Source organism: Marinobacter sp. SS13-12, assembly GCF_030227115.1.
GTDB lineage: Bacteria > Pseudomonadota > Gammaproteobacteria > Pseudomonadales > Oleiphilaceae > Marinobacter.
Window position 1 is genome coordinate 71,206 of record NZ_JASSUA010000002.1, and the last position, 17,100, is coordinate 88,305.

The following is a 17,100-nucleotide window of genomic DNA, read 5'->3' on the forward strand; positions in this document are numbered from 1 at the left end:
TCCTGCGTTGTTCTTGTCGAATAATGGTCTTTGTTCTGTCCTGGTCCGGCGGCCTCAGGCCACCGCATCTATCCGCTCAATAATCAGGGCGATCCCCTGGCCAACGCCAATGCACATGGTGCAAAGTGCGTAACGGGCTTTCTGTCCCACCGCGTGGCGGCGCTCAAGTTCATTCAGGGCCGTGGTCACGAGCCGGGCACCGCTCATTCCGAGGGGGTGGCCCAGGGCAATGGCGCCACCGTTCGGGTTTACGTGCTCGGCGTCATCGGCAAGTCCGAGGTCGCGTGTCACGGCGAGGGCCTGGGCGGCGAAGGCTTCGTTCAGCTCAATCACGTCCATATCGGCCAGTTCCAGGCCCGCGGTTGCCAGCACCTTGCGGGTGGCCGGGGCGGGGCCGAAGCCCATGATCCGTGGCTCAACGCCGACGGTTGCCATGGCGACGATCCGGGCGCGGGGTTTGAGGTTGTATTGCTTGAGCGCATCGGCCCCGGCCAGAAGAACGGCGCAAGCGCCATCGTTGACGCCGGATGCGTTGCCCGCGGTCACGGTGCCGTTTTCACGGAAGGGCGTCGGTAGCGAGGCCAGCTTTTCAAGGCTGGTTTCACGGGGATGCTCATCGGTATCCACCACCAGCGGATCCTGCTTGCGGCGGGGAATGGTTACCGGCGTGATTTCAGCGGCCAGTCGGCCTTCTTTCTGGGCTGCCGCCGTACGCTGTTGGCTGCGCAGGGCGAAGGCATCCTGATCTTCCCGGGAAACGCCGAAATCGGCGGCGACGTTCTCCGCCGTTTCCGGCATGGAGTCGATTCCGTACTGCTTTTTCAGTACCGGGTTTACAAAGCGCCAGCCGATCGTGGTGTCGAAAATCTCCGCCTTGCGACTGAAAGCGGACTCGGCCTTGCCCATCACGAACGGAGCCCGTGACATGGACTCCACGCCGCCGGCAATCATCAACCGGGTTTCACCGGTGCGGATGGCCCGGGCAGCGCTGCCGATGGCATCCATACCGGAGCCGCACAGACGGTTGATGGTGCTGCCCGGCACGTCCACCGGCAGACCTGCCAGTAGCAGGGACATGCGGGCAACGTCACGATTGTCTTCGCCGGCCTGGTTGGCACAGCCATAGAGAACGTCGTCGATTTTTGACCAGTCCAGATCCGGATGGCGTTCGGTCAGCGCCTTGATGGGGATGGCGCCCAGGTCATCTGCACGCACGGCGGAGAGCACACCGCCGTAACGGCCGATGGGGGTGCGGATGGCATCGACGATGTAGGCGTCTTTCAGGGAATTATCGGTGCTCATGCAGTTTCCTCCGAGTTGCGTACGGTGCCGCGAACCTCGTAGGAACGGCCCCGGAACAGGGCGACCTTGCGGCCGTCCTGATTGGTTAAAGTGATGTCGTAAATACCGGTGCGCCCGCCACGGGCCTGTTCTTCGGCGGTGGCGGTCAGCCGGTCGCCCTCTTTGGCGCCGTACATATAGTCAATGCTGCAACCGGAGGCGACGGTGGCCCGGTCGTAGCTGTTACAGGCAAAGGCAAACGCGGAATCGGCCAGGGTGAACAGGTAGCCGCCATGGCAGGAGCCGTGGCCCTGGATCATGTCGCTGGTGACGGTCATGGTGAGTACCGCTTTGCCAGGGGCGACAGATTCAATGTTCATGCCCAGGTTCTGGCTGGCACGGTCCCGTGCGAACATGGCCTTGGCGCATTCCTCGGCGAGTGTCTGTGGATCCATCTCGCTCATGAATAAAACCCCTTCTGTGCAAATGCGTTCTTCCGGAGCAGCAGGGCAGGGCGATAGCGGTCCTCTGCGTAGCTGTTCTGGATGTTGGTGAGCACGTTGAACACATGGCCCGCTCCCAGTCGGTCGCTCCAGCTCAGCGGGCCATCGGGATAGTTCAGTCCGGCTTTCATGGCCAGATCAATGTCCGCAACCGTGGCTACACCATGGAGGGCCGCATCGGCGGCTTCGTTTGCGAGGGTGGCAACCGTGCGCATAATCACCAGTCCGGGACGGTCAGCCACCAGGCTCACGGCAACGCCTGCTCTTTGCAGTAAAGCACAGGCGCAGGAAACCGCTGTGTCGGAGGCCTGGTCTGCCGGTGCTAATGCAAGCCGGGATGCCTTGCTGTAGTCGAACGCCAGATCAAACAGCACCAGGTTGGAAACGCCGTCGGTGGCTGCCCGCTCGGTGGCCATGCGCCCATCAGTCAGCGCCAGCACGGCATCGCCGAAGCGAAGCTGGCCGGGACCGTCGCGCTCAATGATTGTCAGGCCCGCAGCTCTCAGACGCTGGACGAGCGGCGCTGCCACGCCGGGATTACCCTCAACGATGAGCACGGTTTCGTCAGACTGGCGCTCCGGCTCCGGCTCCGTCTGTGGCGCGGGCTTTTCTGCGCCTTCGCCATAGGCATAGAAACCCTGGCCGTTTTTGCGTCCGAGGCGCCCGGCTTCGACCAGTTCTTTCTGAATCAGCGACGGCTGGAAGCGCGGGTCCTGATAGTAGGAATTGAACACGGAGTTGGTCACGGCGTAGTTGACGTCGTGGCCAATCAGGTCGGTCAGCTCGAATGCGCCCATGCGGAACTGGCCGGCCTCGCGAATGATGGCGTCCAGCGTTGCCGAATCGGTGGCTTGTTCCTGCAGCAGGCGCAGGCTTTCCGCGTAAAATGGGCGGGCGACCCGGTTAACGATAAAGCCCGGTGTCGAGGTGGCGTAGACCGGCTTCTTGCCCCACGCGGTTGCCGTGGCGTGAACTGTCCCGGCCACGGATTTGCTCGTAGCCAGTCCCATCACGACCTCTACCAGTGCCATCAGGGGCGCGGGGTTGAAAAAGTGCATGCCCACCAGGCGCTCGGGCTTATGCATTTCTGCTCCGAGGGCGGTGACAGAGATGGAAGAGGTGTTGGTGGCAAGGATCGTATCCCCGGCACAGAGCTCTTCCAGGATTGCCAATAGCTGACGTTTGATGTCGAGGTCTTCTATGATCGCCTCGATCACCAGTCCGGCGTCGGCCACGTCATCAAGTCTGGCAACCGGCTGGATCCGGCCAATGGTGGCATCCAGGTCCTGCTGCTGCATCTTGCCTTTGTCGACGCGGCGCTGAAGCTGCCTGGCGATGCCCTCGCGTCCATTCTGTGCGGCGCCTTCCCTCTGGTCATGCAGGTAAACCCGATGGCCGGCCTGGGCCGCAACCTGGGCAATGCCGGAGCCCATGGCGCCTGCGCCTATGACGGCGATGATGGTGTGGGTATCAAGTGCCGGCATGAATTACTTCCCCTTGAAGGCTGGCGTGCGTTTCTCCATGAAGGCGGCGACGCCTTCGCGGTAGTCATCGGTCTGCCCGGCCATTCGCTGGAGGTCTCGCTCCAGATTGATCTGCTCTTCAAAGGTGTTACTGGCGCTGGCATGGAGCGCGCGTTTGATCAGGGCCAGGCCTTTGGTGGGCTGGGTGGCGAAATGCCGGGCCAGTTTCATGGTTTCTTCCATGAGCTGCTCGTTGTCCACGCAGCGCCAGATCATGCCCCAGTTCTCGGCCTGTTCTGCACGGATCTTCTCTCCCAGCAAGGCCATACCTTTGGCCCGCGCCATGCCGGCCACGCGGGGAAGAATCCAGGTGCCGCCCGAGTCGGGAACCAGACCCAGCTTGCAGAACGCCTGAACAAAGCTGGCAGAGCGGGCCGCCAGTGTGATGTCGCAGGCAAGCGCAATGTTGGCGCCGGCGCCGGCAGCGACGCCATTGACTGCGCAGAGGACCGGCATCGGTAAATCACGCAGGCTACGCAACATCGGGTTGTAGTAGTTCTCCAGGGAGGCGCCCAGATCAGGCGCTTCCTGGTCCGGGGATACGCTGCGGTCAGAGAGATCCTGGCCGGCACAAAAGCCCCGGCCAGAACCGGTAATGACCAGTACACGAACAGACTCATCCTTGCGCACGGTGCTGATAGCGTCCCGCATGCGCTCGTGCATTTCGACATTGAAACTGTTCAGGCTGTCGGGGCGGTTCAGGGTAAGCAGAGCCACACCCTGATCGATTTCGAGAAGAATGCTCGGCTGAGTCATGGCGTTATCCTGTAAATGGAATGATGGATGGCTTTCCGACGTGGCTTTGTTTTTATCGGGAGACTGTCTCAGCTACCCGGAATCAGATTTGCCCTGGGGCGATGTTTCCGTGGTGAGTGGGCTGATTTTGAATCAGTATATCTGTAAATTGATACTCGTCAAGGTTTGGGTGGTTCGCCTTTTGTATCACGTTGCCCTTTCTGGTTTGAAATCTCTTTAGTGTCTGATAGTTAGGGGTTTTCTTGATTTTTGTCCAGGTTTCACGTGCGTTTTTTCCACGTAGATCGGGATTTATGTTGCTTTTCTCTGTAAAAATATCCCCCAGAAGCGGTAAAGTGATGCCGAAAATGAATCAGAATGTGTCTTTACATTCCGGGCCTGTCAGTGAAGGAGAAAAGCATGCCTAGTTACAGCATTGAGGGCGTTCAGCCTGTTGTACATCCGTCTGCATACGTTCACCCGACCGCGATTCTTATCGGGGATGTGTGGATCGGTTCAGGGTGCTACGTCGGCCCGGCCGCCTCTTTGCGTGGAGACTTCGGGCGCATCGTGTTGAAGGAGGGATCAAACATCCAGGATACCTGCGTTGCACACGCCTTCCCGGGCAAGGATGTGGTGGTCGAGAAAGACGGGCACGTGGGCCATGGGGCCATTCTTCATGGCTGTACCGTTGGCGAGGGCGCAATGGTTGGAATGAACGCAGTAATCATGGACGAGGCTGTTATAGCACCCCGCTCTATTGTTGGCGCAGGGGCTCTCGTCAAGGCCGGTTTTCAGTGTGATCCGGCATCATTGATTGTAGGGACGCCGGCGAAGGTAGTGAGGATGTTGAGCGATGATGAGGTCGCCTGGAAAGCGAAGGGGACTGAAGAGTATCAGCGGCTGACCCTCCGCTGCTTTGCGAGCCTGAGGGAGTGCCAGCCACTGGAAGAGGCGGATCCTGATCGGACCAGAGTTGATGCCGGCAGTTACCAGCCCAAACACCAGAGCTGATTCCGGGATAAACGGATATCACACAGGGTGATTGCGTGTTTCAGGCTGCCAGCTCGGATTTCAGGGCATCGATTATGATGCGGGCAAAGTCTTCGGGAGAGTCTTCCTGGAGGAAATGGCCACCCCGCAGCGTAATGTGGGGCTGTCCATGGGCACCGGGTATGCGCCGCTGCATATACCGGTCGCCGCCCCGAGTGATCGGGTCGCCGCTGCTGAAACAGGTTATGAACGGCTTCTTCCATTTTTCCAGCACCCGCCAGGCGGCCTTATTGGCCGCACTTGATGGGTCCTCGGCGGTCACTGGAACAAGTTTCGGGAAAGCCCGTGCGCCTGCCTTGTACTCGGCACTGGGGAAGGGTGCCTCGTAGGCCGCGATTTCGGCCTTGCTCATGGTTCTTTCTGTGCCCAGCTGGACGATTCGGCCCACGGGAAACCACGGGCTGTGGGTGGCAAAGGCTTTCCAGAGTGAGAATACAGCGGGCACCGGCGTATCGCCTGTTGGCAGCATGCCGTTACCAACAATGATCCGGCGGAAAAGCTGTGGGTGCTCCGCAGCCAGGCGCAGGCCCAGCAGGGAGCCCCAGTTCTGGCACACCAGGGTAATATTCTTCAGGTCCAGTGCTTTCAGCCATTGTGAGAGCCAGTGTAGGTGACGCTCGTAACTGTAGTCGCCCACGTGGGAGGGCTTGTCGGATTTTCCGAAACCCACCAGGTCGGGTGCCAGCACTCGATGTCCGGCGTCGGCTACCAATGGGATCATGTGCCGGTAAAGGTACGACCACGACGGTTCACCGTGCAGCATCAGTACCGGTGCGGAATCGTTCGGACCCTCGTCTACATAGTGCATTCTCAGGCCTGGCTCGACGTCCAGGTAGTGAGGAGAAAAAGGGTAATCCGGAAGCCCTGCGAAGCGGGCTTCATCGGTTCTCAGAATACGCATGCCATCGACTGTCCTGACTGAGTGGTTGCGTGGCTGGGTTGTCTCAGCCTTCACGAATCAGGATAAAGCAGATGGAAATTTTGTGTGTTTGGTTTACGTAACAGTGCGTTGGCTGTTTGAATCAGGACGCCTCGCTGAGCAGGTCTGCTGCCAGCGGTTATTGGTCGGAGTCAGCAATGGGGCGGCGGTTGGAGCGCTTGTCCTCCCAGCTGAGTGACTTCGGATCGTACCAGCCTATGCGGTCCCGTACCTTCTCACGGGTGGCGGGCGACAGGGTCGGCCACAGTTCGTGGAATTCGTCGAGCCCACGTTCCCGCTGGCGTAGCTGCTTGCCCTGAAGCTGCCGAATGATGCGGGGAAGATGCAGGGCTTCTCCCAGTTGCCCGGGCACAAGCACCTCCTGTCCCATCACCTTGCGACGATGGGTTCTGGCGGCCAGTACCCGGTGAAGGGCAGTGGCTGCGCTCAACGCTGTTTCGACATCAAACTCTTCGTTACCCAATGTCTGACCCGTTTCACGAATGACCAACAACCGTTCACTATAACCTGAAAGCCGCTAGACTGGCCACGGCGCCGTGGTAGTCTGGTGTCCCGGTTGGCAAACAGATTCAGGATCTCACTCTATGATGTACGGAAAACTGGAGACACGGACTTTTCTGGCCATGCTCGTGGGCGTCTCCCTAGCCTTTGCTTTGCTGATGAAGCCGTTTTTTGGCCCGATCTTCTGGGCCATCGCCATTGCGCTGATCTTTCACCCGATACGAGAGCGTCTGGCAAAGCGGCTGGGTGATCGTCCCAATGTGATTGCCTTGCTGACACTTATACTCTGCATGATTATCGTGGTTATTCCGGTGCTGGGACTGGTGACATCCCTCGTCGCCGAGGGGCTTTCTGTCTATCAGAAAATACAGGACGGGGAGCTCCGCCCCGGCGAATACATAGACCGGGTGAACCAGTCGTTTCCTGCGATTGAGGCTTTCCTTGCCCAGTTCGGAGTGGATTTCGCCGAGGTGAGGGACCGGGCGTCCAATGCGTTTGTCGGAGGTAGCCAGTTTCTGGCAAAACAGGCCCTCGGGGTCGGCCAGAACACCTTTCAGTTCTTTCTGGGGCTGTCGTTAATGGTGTATCTGGCTTTCTTCCTGATCAGGGACGGCAGCAAGCTGGTGGACCTGCTGATCCAGGCACTGCCACTGGGCGATGAGCGGGAGCGCCTGCTGCTTGCCAAGTTTGCGGAGGTCACCCGGGCGACGGTCAAGGGCAACCTGCTGATTGCCATCATCCAGGGCGCGCTCGGCGGTCTGATTTTCTGGCTGCTCAATATCCAGGGTGCGCTGCTGTGGGGCGTGGTGATGGCGATTGTCTCGCTTATTCCGGCCGTAGGCGCGGCGCTGGTTTGGGTGCCGGCGGCCGTCTACCTGGCAGCGACCGGCGAGATTGTTTCGGCCGTTATCCTGACCGCCTACGGCACGGTTGTCATCGGGCTTTCCGACAACATTCTGCGCCCGATTCTTGTCGGTCGGGATACAAAACTGCCGGATTATATTGTTCTGCTGTCAACGTTGGGCGGCATTGTGATGTTCGGAGTCAACGGCTTTGTGATGGGGCCGTTAGTGGCGGCCCTGTTCATGGCCTTCTGGGGAATCTTTATTCGCGAGTTCGGGGAGATGCCGGGAACAGCTGTGCACGACATGGCCGATACAGCTACAGAAACGCAACAATCTGAAAAACCCCGGCAGGACTAACTATGTTAGGCTTTGGTCTTAGTGTCCACCCTGTAGGGACTGGCAACACAATAAAAAACAACAGGTAACCGGAGTAGATCATGATCAGGAGATCGGCAACACGAAGCCGGCTGGCGGCGGCAGTAATGCTCGGAGCGGTCACGCTCGCAGCAGCCCCGCATGCACTGGCAAACGAGACTGTGGCGCTCAAGAATGCGCTCTACGGTGCTGGCCATGAGATCACTAATGTCAGCCCGCAAATGGACCAGGCAACACGCTCTGCGCTCACAGCGTTCCAGCGGGATCAGGGGCTGAATGCTTCGGGTGAGCTGGATAACGCCACCAAGGAAGCCCTGGGGATGGTGTCCGTGCAGGTTGCGTCCTCCAGTTCTAACGGCTCATCGCAGAATGCAACTGCGTCCTCCGGCGCCGCGTCCGAGCCTGAAGAAGCTGCAGATGCTCAGTCCGAAGAGGAAATCGAGGAAGACGATGACGGTGGCTGGTTCTTCTAGTCCTGTGAATAGTACTCTGAACTGAGTCGGACGACCGTAAAGCAACGGGCCCGGTGGTACTCTGTACCCCGGGCCCGTTGCGTTCAGTCCAGTTTTTCCAGGTCTCTGACCGCGCCCTTGTCGGCACTGGTTGCCAGCAGGGCATAAGCTTTCAGCGCCGCTGAAACCTTGCGAGGCCTTGCCAGTTCCGGTTTCCAGCCCTTCTGATTTCTCTCTTCGCGGCGGCGATCCAGCTCGTTCTGGTCTATCTCCACGTTGATGGAACGGTTGGGGATGTCGATGCGGATCAGGTCGCCATTTTCGATCAGGCCAATGGCGCCGCCTGCGGCAGCTTCCGGAGAGGCATGGCCGATGGACAGGCCGGAGGTGCCGCCGGAAAAACGACCGTCGGTCAGCAGTGCGCACTCCTTGCCCAGCCCCTTGGATTTCAGGTAGCTGGTGGGGTAGAGCATTTCCTGCATGCCGGGACCGCCCTTCGGGCCCTCATAGCGAATGATGACCACCTCACCGGGTTTGACTTCATCGTTGAGGATACCTGTTACTGCCGTATCCTGGCTTTCAAACACCCTGGCCTTGCCTTCGAATATATAGATGCTTTCGTCCACACCTGCGGTTTTGACCACGCAGCCGTCCTGGGCGATGTTGCCAAAGAGTACCGCCAGGCCGCCCTCTGACGAATAGGCGTGTTCGACGGAACGGATGCAGCCGGTTTCGCGGTCGCCGTCCAGCGAAGGCCAGCGAGTGCTCTGGCTAAAGGCTGTCTGGGTAGGAATACCGGCAGGGCCGGCCTTGTAGAACTCCACCACTTCCGGCGTCGGTTCCTGCATGATGTCCCAGGTTTTCAGGGCTTCGCGCATGGTTTTACTGTGCACTGTGGGCAGGTCCGTGTTGATCAGTCCACCCCGTTCCAGTTCGCCGAGGATGCCCATGATGCCACCGGCCCGGTGTACGTCTTCCATGTGGTATTTCGGGGAGTTGGGTGCAACCTTACAAAGCTGCGGAACCCTGCGGGAAAGCTGATCGATCTCGTTAAGGGTGAAGGGAACGCCGCCTTCCTGCGCTGCTGCCAGCAGATGCAGAATGGTGTTGGTCGAGCCACCCATGGCGACGTCCATGACCATGGCATTCTCGAACGCCTCTATGGAGGCGATGCTTAACGGCAGCACGCTGGCATCGTCGTCTTCGTAATAGCGCCGGGCATTCTCTACAATCTGTCGACCGGCTTTCAGAAACAACTGCTCGCGGTCGGAATGGGTGGCAAGCAGTGAGCCGTTGCCCGGCAGTGCAAGACCGATGGCTTCGGTCAGGCAGTTCATGGAGTTCGCAGTAAACATGCCGGAACAGGACCCACAGGTGGGGCAGGCACTGCGCTCGTACTCGGCGACGGTTTCGTCGTCCGCGTTCGGGTCGGCGGCAATGACCATGGCATCCACCAGATCCAGCTTGTGTTCGGACAGCTTGGTCTTGCCTGCCTCCATGGGGCCGCCGGAGACGAAAATGGTGGGAATGTTCAGTCGCATTGCCGCCATCAGCATGCCCGGGGTGATCTTGTCGCAGTTGGAAATGCACACCAGTGCGTCGGCGCAGTGAGCATTCACCATGTACTCCACGGAATCGGCAATGATTTCCCGGGAAGGCAGGGAATACAGCATGCCGTCGTGGCCCATGGCAATACCATCGTCCACGGCGATGGTGTTGAACTCCTTGGCAACGCCGCCGGCCTGCTCGATTTCGCGGCACACCAGCTGGCCCAGGTCCTTGAGGTGCACATGGCCGGGAACGAACTGGGTAAAGGAGTTGGCAACGGCAATAATGGGTTTGCCGAAGTCTTCATTTTTCATGCCGGTGGCGCGCCAAAGAGCACGTGCGCCTGCCATATTGCGGCCGGCGGTTGATGTCCGCGAACGATACTGGGGCATGGTTTTCTGGTCTCTCTTTTAGCATCTTGGTCAAAAGTCGAAGGCGAAAGGATACCAGATTACCCCTTGATCGCATGGTTGTTTTGACAATCCGTGCTTACAATGTGTAACAGAGTTAATGAACTATTGATCAAGGAGTAGTCCTATGGCTGGGCGGGAAAGCCTGCCGCTGCGTCGTCTCAAACAGTTTCAGCCGTTGAACCGGTTGACCGACGACCAGTTGGTGTTACTGGCAAGCCGGGCAGAGCGGAGAACCCATGGCCCGGGGCAGCGAGTGGTGGAGCGGGGAGTGCGTGATGGGCTGGATTTCTTTCTGGTAGCAGGCAGCGTGGAGCTGGAGTCCATTGACGGCCGCAAATCCACCATCGATGCGGAGAGCGACAAAGCCGTCAACCCTATCGCCAGGTTACAGCCGCGAATGTATGACGTAACGGCGACCAAAGCCAGTGAGTTTCTGGTGATTCCACAGGATATCCTGAACCAGCTGCTGCGCTCGGCACCGGTGCCGCAGGTGGAGATGGACTCGGGTGACGGCTTCGGAGACGACGGCAACGAGGAGCATCACCTGCTGATGGAATTTTATGCCGAGCTGCGCTCCAACCAGCTCAGCCTGCCCAGCGTTCCGGATGTGGCCTGGAAGGTGCGACGGACCGTGGATCGTGAGGATTCCACCGCAGACCAGGTGGCCAGCGCCATTTCCGCTGACCCGTCGATGGCGGCCAAGCTGGTTCGCGCCTGCAACAGCCCGTTGTACCGGGGTTTCAGCGATGTCCGCAATGTCCGTGAAGCCGTTGTCAGGCTGGGTATGCGCACGACCCGGCAGCTGGTAACCGTGTTTGCCATGCGGGAAGTGTTCAAAACCAGGCAGGCATCGCTGCAGAAAGAGATGGACAAGCTCTGGCGCCACTCCCGCGAAGTTGCGGCGCTGTGTTGGGTGCTTGCCGACAGCGCCACGTCGATAAACCCGGAAGAGGCCCTGCTCGCCGGTTTGCTGCACGATATCGGCGTGGTGCCGGTGCTGGTCCAGGCTGAGCATCACGTTAACCTTTTTGCAGATCAGGCCAATCTCGAACACGCCATTGGCGAGCTTCGGGGAGATGTAGGCACTGCGATTCTGGAAAGCTGGTCTTTCCCCGCGAACTTTCTCGAGGCCACCCGCCAGGCCGAGGACTGGGCCCATGAAAGCCGCGAATCGGCCCCCCAGTTAGTGGATATTGTGATTGTAGCCCAGTTGCATGCCATGATTGGTTCCAGCCAGAATGGCAACCTGCCTCCGTTCGACGAAGTGCCTGCCTACCGAAGGCTGGGCGAGCTGGAGCTGAATGCCTCCCGAAGCCTGCAACTGCTGACGGAAGCCCGTGCAAGGGTGGATGAAGTCCATCGCCTGCTTTCAATACACTGAGGATATGACAAGGTGGTCAGTCTTCCGGAGCTCTTGACTGGTGGCAATACCAACAATGAATGTACCTCTTTTTCCGTTGAACTCTGTTGTACTGCCCGGGGGAAGGATTCCCCTCCAACTGTTCGAGCCGCGATATATCGACATGTTGACCCGTTGTCTCAAGGAAGACCGGGGCTTCGTGGTCGTATTGTTGAGGGAAGGGTTGGAAACCGGTACCGCAGCGGCTTTTTATGATATTGGCACTTACGTGCGCATCATTGATTTCCAGCAGATGGATAATGGCCTGCTGGGCATTACGGTTGAAGGTCAGGACAAGGTGACCGTGGTGCGTTCCTGGCAGCAGCCGGATGGCCTGAATGTGGGCGATGTGGAGTGCCTGCTGGCGGAAGAAGAGTGGCCTGTTCCAGAGCGGTTTACCGAGCTGCCGTCGGTCCTGAAAGCGCTGTTTCGCCATCCGGTCATCCGTGAGCTGGGCATGGACGTCGACTATGACGATGCCCGTGATGTTGGCTGGCGGCTGACAGAGCTGCTTCCCCTGGACAAACAGGAAAAGCAGCGCCTGGTAGAGCTACAGGATCCGCTGGAACGTCTGGAGCGGCTGCTGGGGTTGCTGGAAGCACTGGAACAGAAGTGACAGCTGCCTAGCCTGTCACTGGCCCGTAGAGAATGATCGCTTCCGCCCATTTATCAGTGATGTACCAGACGATGTAGAGCATCCAGGCAACACCCGCTGCCAGTAACGAACTGTCCGTTGTCAGCGGGATATTATCATAACGACTGTAACTGGCCCTGGTCAGCCCCGAAATGGACAGCCCCAGAAGAATTCCCCCGACGACATCTGTAATCCAGTGAACCCCCAGGTAGAGACGGCTCAGCGCAACCAGAACGATGGGAATACTGAACATCAGGTAATAACGCCAACGCCAACGGTGCCGGCTTTCCCGGGCAACGAAACCGGCGGCCAGTGACGAAAACACGGTAATGCCGGTGGTATGCCCGCTGGGAAAGGCGCCGGAGGCAGGCGGGCCAAGCACAATGTCCGGCCGCGGGATCCCCGACAGGTATTTGAGTGCCCACACCAGCAGGGTGGCCAGCAAGGCTGCACCGGCAATATGCAAAGCTGCCGCGTAGAAACCACGCACGCCCAGCGCGAGCGCGGCCAATGCCGCCGCAGCCAACAGTATGGGTGGATCTGCCAACAGCGTGATCAGGATCATCACCGGATCCAGTAATGGATTTCTGAGTTGTTCCAGCCAATCCAGCGTCAGGGTGTTGTAAGGCTCGAACAATTGCGTTGCGGTTGCCAGTTGCCCCAGGATCATGAACAGTGCCCCGGCACCCAGTGCCAGGGACAGAGAGGGAAGTGGAAACTCGCCGGCCTGGGCCGGCCGCTGGCTTGTATATAGACGCCAGAAGCGATGAGTGCTGTGGTAGCGGGCCATCAGGCCGGCAATCCAGTGGTAAAGCCGGCTGCTATGGCCAAGCCCGAGCTGGAAGCGGAAAAGCAGCAGGTAGATCACCAACAAAATTCCGGCACTGACCCCGATGACCGGATAAAAATGGGCAGGTGGTTTGAAATCACTGGCCAGGGCGCTGCCGACCAGGTAGCCAGGCAGAACATAGGTGGGCGCCCAGGCAACGGCCGAGGACAGGTTAAACGCCAGAAATCGACGCCAGGGCATCAGAAAGGCGCCGGCAATCAGGGGAATGATCGGGCGAATCGGGCCAACGAACCGCCCGATAATCACACTCTTGCCACCGTGGCGATGGAAGAAAACCTCACCTTTGGCGACAAAGCCGGGAAAGTGATTCAGCGGCCAGAGCTTCTCCAGCCGGCCCTGGAACAGTCTGCCGAGGGCAAAGCTGACACTGTCACCGGCAATGGCTCCGGCTCCCGCCCAGAACAGCACTTCCAGAATCGGTATGGAAACCTGGCCCGCAAGTGCCGCCACTGCAAAGATGATGGCCACGCCCGGGATAAGGATGCCGGCCAGAGCCAGGGATTCCAGAAAGGCCGTCGCGAAAAGGGCGACCGAAAGCCATCCAGGGTTGGCACCGAGCCAGGCCGTCAATGCCTGCAGCCACTCCGAACTCATGGCTGGCGAACTTCTCCCTGACTATACCAGACCGAATCGGCGCCCCTTTTTCTGGCCTCCTCCATTGCCTGCCGCACCCGTTTTCGCAGGTCGGCCGTGCGGGTGTCAGAGCTGGCGCGGGTAGTACACCCGAGGCTGACAGTGACCTTGCCCGCCAGGGGCCAGGTCTGTTCTGCAATGGTTCTGCGGATGCGTTCAGCGATGACCCTGACACCTTCCTCCGGAGTGAACGGCAGGATCAGGAAGAACTCGCCGTCCTCAAGCGTGTAGAGGGTGTCGCCGGCACGAATGACACCGAACAGGTGCTGTGTGAGATCCCGCAGCAGCCGTTGCATGCCGGCCTTGCCGTGGAGATCCTCGGCCTCATCCGCATAATCGATAGTCAGTGATACGACGGACAGGGAGTGGGACATCTCGATTGCGCGGCTGATTTCTTTCTGCAGGGTTTCATCCAGGAAGCGAGCGTTATGGGCACCGGTCACCGGGTCGGTGATCGCCAGGTCTTCCGCGGACTGCGCCATGTGGTCATAGTGCCAGATATACAGTGCTGCCACAGCCATCACCGCAAACACTCCCGTGCTGATGGTGACAGTGGCGGTGACCGTTTGCGTGAGCAACAGGAACAGCACGAGTGCGGCCAGTAGCAGTAGCGAGAGAATCATTCCCTGGCGTAAGGGCAGGATCAACAGGTTCAGCAGCACCAGGGGCATAACCCAGTGACTGATTCCGGGCGGATCCAGTACGTAGATTGCAGCGACCAGGCCGCTGTTGAGCGCCGTCAGGATGATCAGGTGCCCGGGTGCTGACAACTGGTGGCGGCGACAGATGAACGTATAGCCGGCGCCAGCAATGGTCAGAAGTGCCATGCCGGACGCCAGGAAGAACAGTTTGTAGAAACCATAACGAAGATTCTGGAAGGCCAGGCTGGCAATAAACAGGCTGGCAAACAGGTAGCCGGCCAGGTGAGTGAAGCTTCTGAGGCGTGTCTCGGTCATGACGACGGCCCTCCGGCACCTTCGGTGCTTGCCGGTGGTGCAGTGTGGGACCAGGTGCTGTAGGACTGGGCCCGGTTACCGCCCTGCTGTTGAGCCCGCCTGAGGGCATTGGCGGCGGACTGCTGCAGGCTGTCGGCATCATCGCCTATGTTCAGCCCCGCAATGCCGGCGCTAACGGTAAGGTCCAACTGATGGGAGGCCAGCAGGGTACTCAGGCCCCTGCGGATGGTCTCGGCCAGTGTGGCTGCATCTGTGGTCGCTATGCCGGGCAGGATAATCAGGAACTGCAGATCCGCCACGCGATAATAGGTGTCGAAATCCCGCAGTTGTGAGTGCAGGTAGCGGCCAATTCGTGGCAGTATGGAGCGGATGTCGGCGTCAGGATTGTTGTCGCTCAGGTGAGTGTCCAGGCCGATCATGATCACCGACATGTCGGTGCCTTCCCGCTCGCTGCGCTGGATCTCCTTGTGCAGGTCGGCAGACAGGTATTCCCGGCTGGCCGCCTGAGTCAGTTCGTCGGTGCGGCGCAGGGGCGCCAGTTGCCGGGATTTGTACTCCCGGAGAAATACCAGTAAACCGGACAGCATGATGGTCAGCAGCAGAGCGCTGATCATCTGATGGCGTTCCGGGATTCCACCGGACCAATGGGTGGCAAACATCGCCATAATGGCTACCAGCACGGTAATGCAGGCGCCCCAGAAAACCGGCAGCAAGGCAAACCCGATCAATGGCGCCACATAGATCCAATGGGTCAGGTTCCAGGGCCCGGTCCACAGGCTGGTGACCAGGAGCAGTAGCAGGGCCCCGAACAGCAAGCGATGAATGGACGGCCAGGGTTGCCGGAATCGTCCGGGGTGAAACGCACTACTGGTGAAGACCAGGCCGGCGCCGATAATGGCCGTAACAGCGGTCAGTGGCTCCCGCTGAATCACAGCGAATACAGCGATAGTGAGCAGGATCAGGAATCCTGTTCTCGATAGTCGGCTTAGCAGGAATTTTTCGGCCATCTGGGCCATGGTTTCCGTCCTCTCCCGGGCGTCCGTGTTTTCAAAGCATACAGCAGGTACTGTTCAATGACCCGCGTAATAACCTGTGTCAGGGCGGTATAATAATCGCTTGGGATGCGTACTTGAAACGGGAAAGGTAAAGTTAGGCCCTGATTCGCACAATCGGTTCAAAAATCTAAAGGTAATCGGATGGATATTGCAGTTTACATGGCTGACGTGGGGCAGCAGGCGCGGGAAGCCGCCACCGCAGTAGCCCGATCCACAACAGCGGTTCGCAATCAGGCGTTGCTGGCGACGGCAGAAGCACTGGATGCCTCGAGGAATGAGCTGGCCGCGGCAAATGCCAGGGATCTGGAGCATGGCCGCAGCAGCGGTCTTGATGACGCCATGCTGGACCGGCTGGAACTGACCCCGGCACGCATCGATGGCATGATCGAGGGGCTTCGCCAGGTGGCCTCGCTGCCGGATCCGATCGGTGAGATTACCGACATGACCTACCGTCCGTCCGGTATACAGGTAGGGCGCATGCGGGTACCGCTGGGGGTGATCGGCATTATCTACGAGTCGCGGCCCAACGTGACCGTTGAGGCAGCCAGCCTGTGCCTCAAATCCGGTAATGCCACCATTCTGAGGGGTGGCTCCGAGGCGATTCATTCCAATCAGGCTATCGCAGAGTGCCTCGCCAGGGGGTTGTCAGACGCAGGGCTTCCGGCGAATGCCGTTCAGGTCATCAAAACTACCGATCGGGCTGCCGTGGGCGAGCTGATCACCATGCCCCGGTTTGTCGACGTGATTGTTCCCCGCGGTGGCAAAGGCCTGATCGAGCGAATCAGCCGTGATGCCCGTGTTCCGGTGATCAAACATCTGGACGGCATCTGCCATGTGTATATCGACAGCCACGCAGATCCGGAGAAGGCTCTGGCGGTCGCTCTCAATTCCAAGACTCAGCGTTACGGTACCTGCAATACCATGGAAACCCTGCTGGTGGATCAGGAAATTGCCAGCGACATCCTGCCGTTGCTGGCGGAGGCATTTCGCGAGAAGGGCGTCGAGCTCCGGGGCTGTGAACAGACCGTGCAAATCCTGCCGGATGTGGCTGCTGCCACAGAAGAAGACTGGGCAACCGAATATCTGGCCCCGATTCTCGCGGTTAAGGTTGTTGACGGACTGGATGGCGCCATTACTCATATCAATTGCTACAGCTCGCAACACACCGACAGTATCATCACCGAGAATTTCACCCGGGCACGGCGATTCCTGACGGAAGTGGATTCCGCTTCGGTCATGGTGAATGCCTCTACCCGGTTCGCCGACGGTTTTGAATACGGCCTGGGTGCGGAAATCGGCATCTCGACGGACAAGATCCACGCCCGGGGCCCTGTCGGCCTTGAAGGCCTGACATCACAGAAATACGTGGTGTTCGGCGATGGCCACATCCGGACCTGACTCTGC

The 17,100-nt window shown here is 59.3% G+C and carries 16 protein-coding genes; 6 read left to right on the plus strand and 10 right to left on the minus strand.

Annotation, left to right across the window (positions count from 1 at the left end; all coding sequences use genetic code 11):
* Window positions 1-54: 54 nt before the first annotated feature.
* The 4 genes from pcaF to paaG are packed head-to-tail and all read right to left on the minus strand — an operon-like array spanning window position 55 to window position 4,063.
* Window positions 55-1,302 carry a 3-oxoadipyl-CoA thiolase gene (gene pcaF / locus QPL94_RS13300; RefSeq protein WP_285358026.1) on the minus strand — a complete coding sequence of 416 codons (1,248 nt, stop codon included), beginning with the start codon at window positions 1,300-1,302 and terminating at the stop codon, window positions 55-57.
* Window positions 1,299-1,745, minus strand: a complete 447-nt coding sequence (gene paaI / locus QPL94_RS13305) for a hydroxyphenylacetyl-CoA thioesterase PaaI (protein WP_285358027.1) — start codon at window positions 1,743-1,745, stop codon at window positions 1,299-1,301. The genes pcaF and paaI overlap by 4 nt, the downstream gene beginning before the upstream one ends.
* A complete protein-coding gene (paaH, locus tag QPL94_RS13310; protein ID WP_285358028.1) occupies window positions 1,742-3,268 on the minus strand; it encodes a 3-hydroxyacyl-CoA dehydrogenase PaaH in 1,527 nt (508 codons plus the stop codon). The genes paaI and paaH overlap by 4 nt, the downstream gene beginning before the upstream one ends.
* Window positions 3,269-3,271: 3 nt before the next feature.
* Window positions 3,272-4,063: a 2-(1,2-epoxy-1,2-dihydrophenyl)acetyl-CoA isomerase PaaG gene (paaG, locus tag QPL94_RS13315; protein ID WP_285358029.1), complete on the minus strand. Its 792-nt coding sequence runs from the start codon at window positions 4,061-4,063 to the stop codon at window positions 3,272-3,274.
* A gap of 399 nt (window positions 4,064-4,462) precedes the next feature.
* On the opposite strand from paaG, the gene QPL94_RS13320 reads away from it, so the two are divergent.
* A complete protein-coding gene (locus tag QPL94_RS13320; protein ID WP_285358030.1) occupies window positions 4,463-5,056 on the plus strand; it encodes a phenylacetic acid degradation protein PaaY in 594 nt (197 codons plus the stop codon).
* A gap of 40 nt (window positions 5,057-5,096) precedes the next feature.
* Here QPL94_RS13320 and QPL94_RS13325 read toward each other — a convergent pair whose 3' ends face one another.
* Both QPL94_RS13325 and QPL94_RS13330 read right to left on the minus strand, forming a co-directional pair.
* Window positions 5,097-5,996, minus strand: a complete 900-nt coding sequence (locus QPL94_RS13325; protein ID WP_285358031.1) for a haloalkane dehalogenase — start codon at window positions 5,994-5,996, stop codon at window positions 5,097-5,099.
* Window positions 5,997-6,153: 157 nt separating this feature from the next.
* Window positions 6,154-6,528, minus strand: coding sequence for a hypothetical protein (locus QPL94_RS13330; RefSeq protein WP_285358032.1), 375 nt, complete (start codon window positions 6,526-6,528; stop codon window positions 6,154-6,156).
* Window positions 6,529-6,622: 94 nt separating this feature from the next.
* On the opposite strand from QPL94_RS13330, the gene QPL94_RS13335 reads away from it, so the two are divergent.
* On the plus strand, window positions 6,623-7,738 hold the full coding sequence (locus QPL94_RS13335) for an AI-2E family transporter (RefSeq protein WP_285358710.1): 1,116 nt from the start codon (window positions 6,623-6,625) through the stop codon (window positions 7,736-7,738).
* An 80-nt stretch (window positions 7,739-7,818) separates the two neighbouring features.
* Window positions 7,819-8,229: a peptidoglycan-binding domain-containing protein gene (locus QPL94_RS13340; protein ID WP_285358033.1), complete on the plus strand. Its 411-nt coding sequence runs from the start codon at window positions 7,819-7,821 to the stop codon at window positions 8,227-8,229.
* Window positions 8,230-8,312: 83 nt separating this feature from the next.
* On the opposite strand, the gene ilvD is transcribed toward QPL94_RS13340, so the two are convergent.
* Window positions 8,313-10,148 (minus strand): dihydroxy-acid dehydratase, encoded by a 1,836-nt coding sequence (gene ilvD / locus QPL94_RS13345; protein WP_285358034.1) that lies wholly within the window; start codon window positions 10,146-10,148, stop codon window positions 8,313-8,315.
* Between the two features lie 145 nt (window positions 10,149-10,293).
* Between ilvD and QPL94_RS13350 the strand changes: the two genes are divergently transcribed.
* A complete protein-coding gene (locus QPL94_RS13350; protein WP_285358036.1) occupies window positions 10,294-11,550 on the plus strand; it encodes an HDOD domain-containing protein in 1,257 nt (418 codons plus the stop codon).
* 55 nt (window positions 11,551-11,605) lie between these two features.
* Window positions 11,606-12,184, plus strand: a complete 579-nt coding sequence (locus tag QPL94_RS13355; protein WP_137437896.1) for an LON peptidase substrate-binding domain-containing protein — start codon at window positions 11,606-11,608, stop codon at window positions 12,182-12,184.
* 7 nt (window positions 12,185-12,191) lie between these two features.
* Here QPL94_RS13355 and QPL94_RS13360 read toward each other — a convergent pair whose 3' ends face one another.
* The 3 genes from QPL94_RS13360 to QPL94_RS13370 are packed head-to-tail and all read right to left on the minus strand — an operon-like array spanning window position 12,192 to window position 15,657.
* Window positions 12,192-13,646: a bifunctional DedA family/phosphatase PAP2 family protein gene (locus QPL94_RS13360; protein WP_285358037.1), complete on the minus strand. Its 1,455-nt coding sequence runs from the start codon at window positions 13,644-13,646 to the stop codon at window positions 12,192-12,194.
* Window positions 13,643-14,641, minus strand: a complete 999-nt coding sequence (locus QPL94_RS13365) for a GGDEF domain-containing protein (RefSeq protein WP_285358039.1) — start codon at window positions 14,639-14,641, stop codon at window positions 13,643-13,645. The genes QPL94_RS13360 and QPL94_RS13365 overlap by 4 nt, the downstream gene beginning before the upstream one ends.
* Complete coding sequence (locus tag QPL94_RS13370; RefSeq protein WP_285358040.1) at window positions 14,638-15,657, minus strand: GGDEF domain-containing protein; 1,020 nt, start codon at window positions 15,655-15,657, stop codon at window positions 14,638-14,640. The genes QPL94_RS13365 and QPL94_RS13370 overlap by 4 nt, the downstream gene beginning before the upstream one ends.
* A gap of 180 nt (window positions 15,658-15,837) precedes the next feature.
* Between QPL94_RS13370 and QPL94_RS13375 the strand changes: the two genes are divergently transcribed.
* On the plus strand, window positions 15,838-17,094 hold the full coding sequence (locus tag QPL94_RS13375; RefSeq protein ID WP_285358041.1) for a glutamate-5-semialdehyde dehydrogenase: 1,257 nt from the start codon (window positions 15,838-15,840) through the stop codon (window positions 17,092-17,094).
* The last annotated feature ends 6 nt before the right edge of the window (window positions 17,095-17,100 follow it).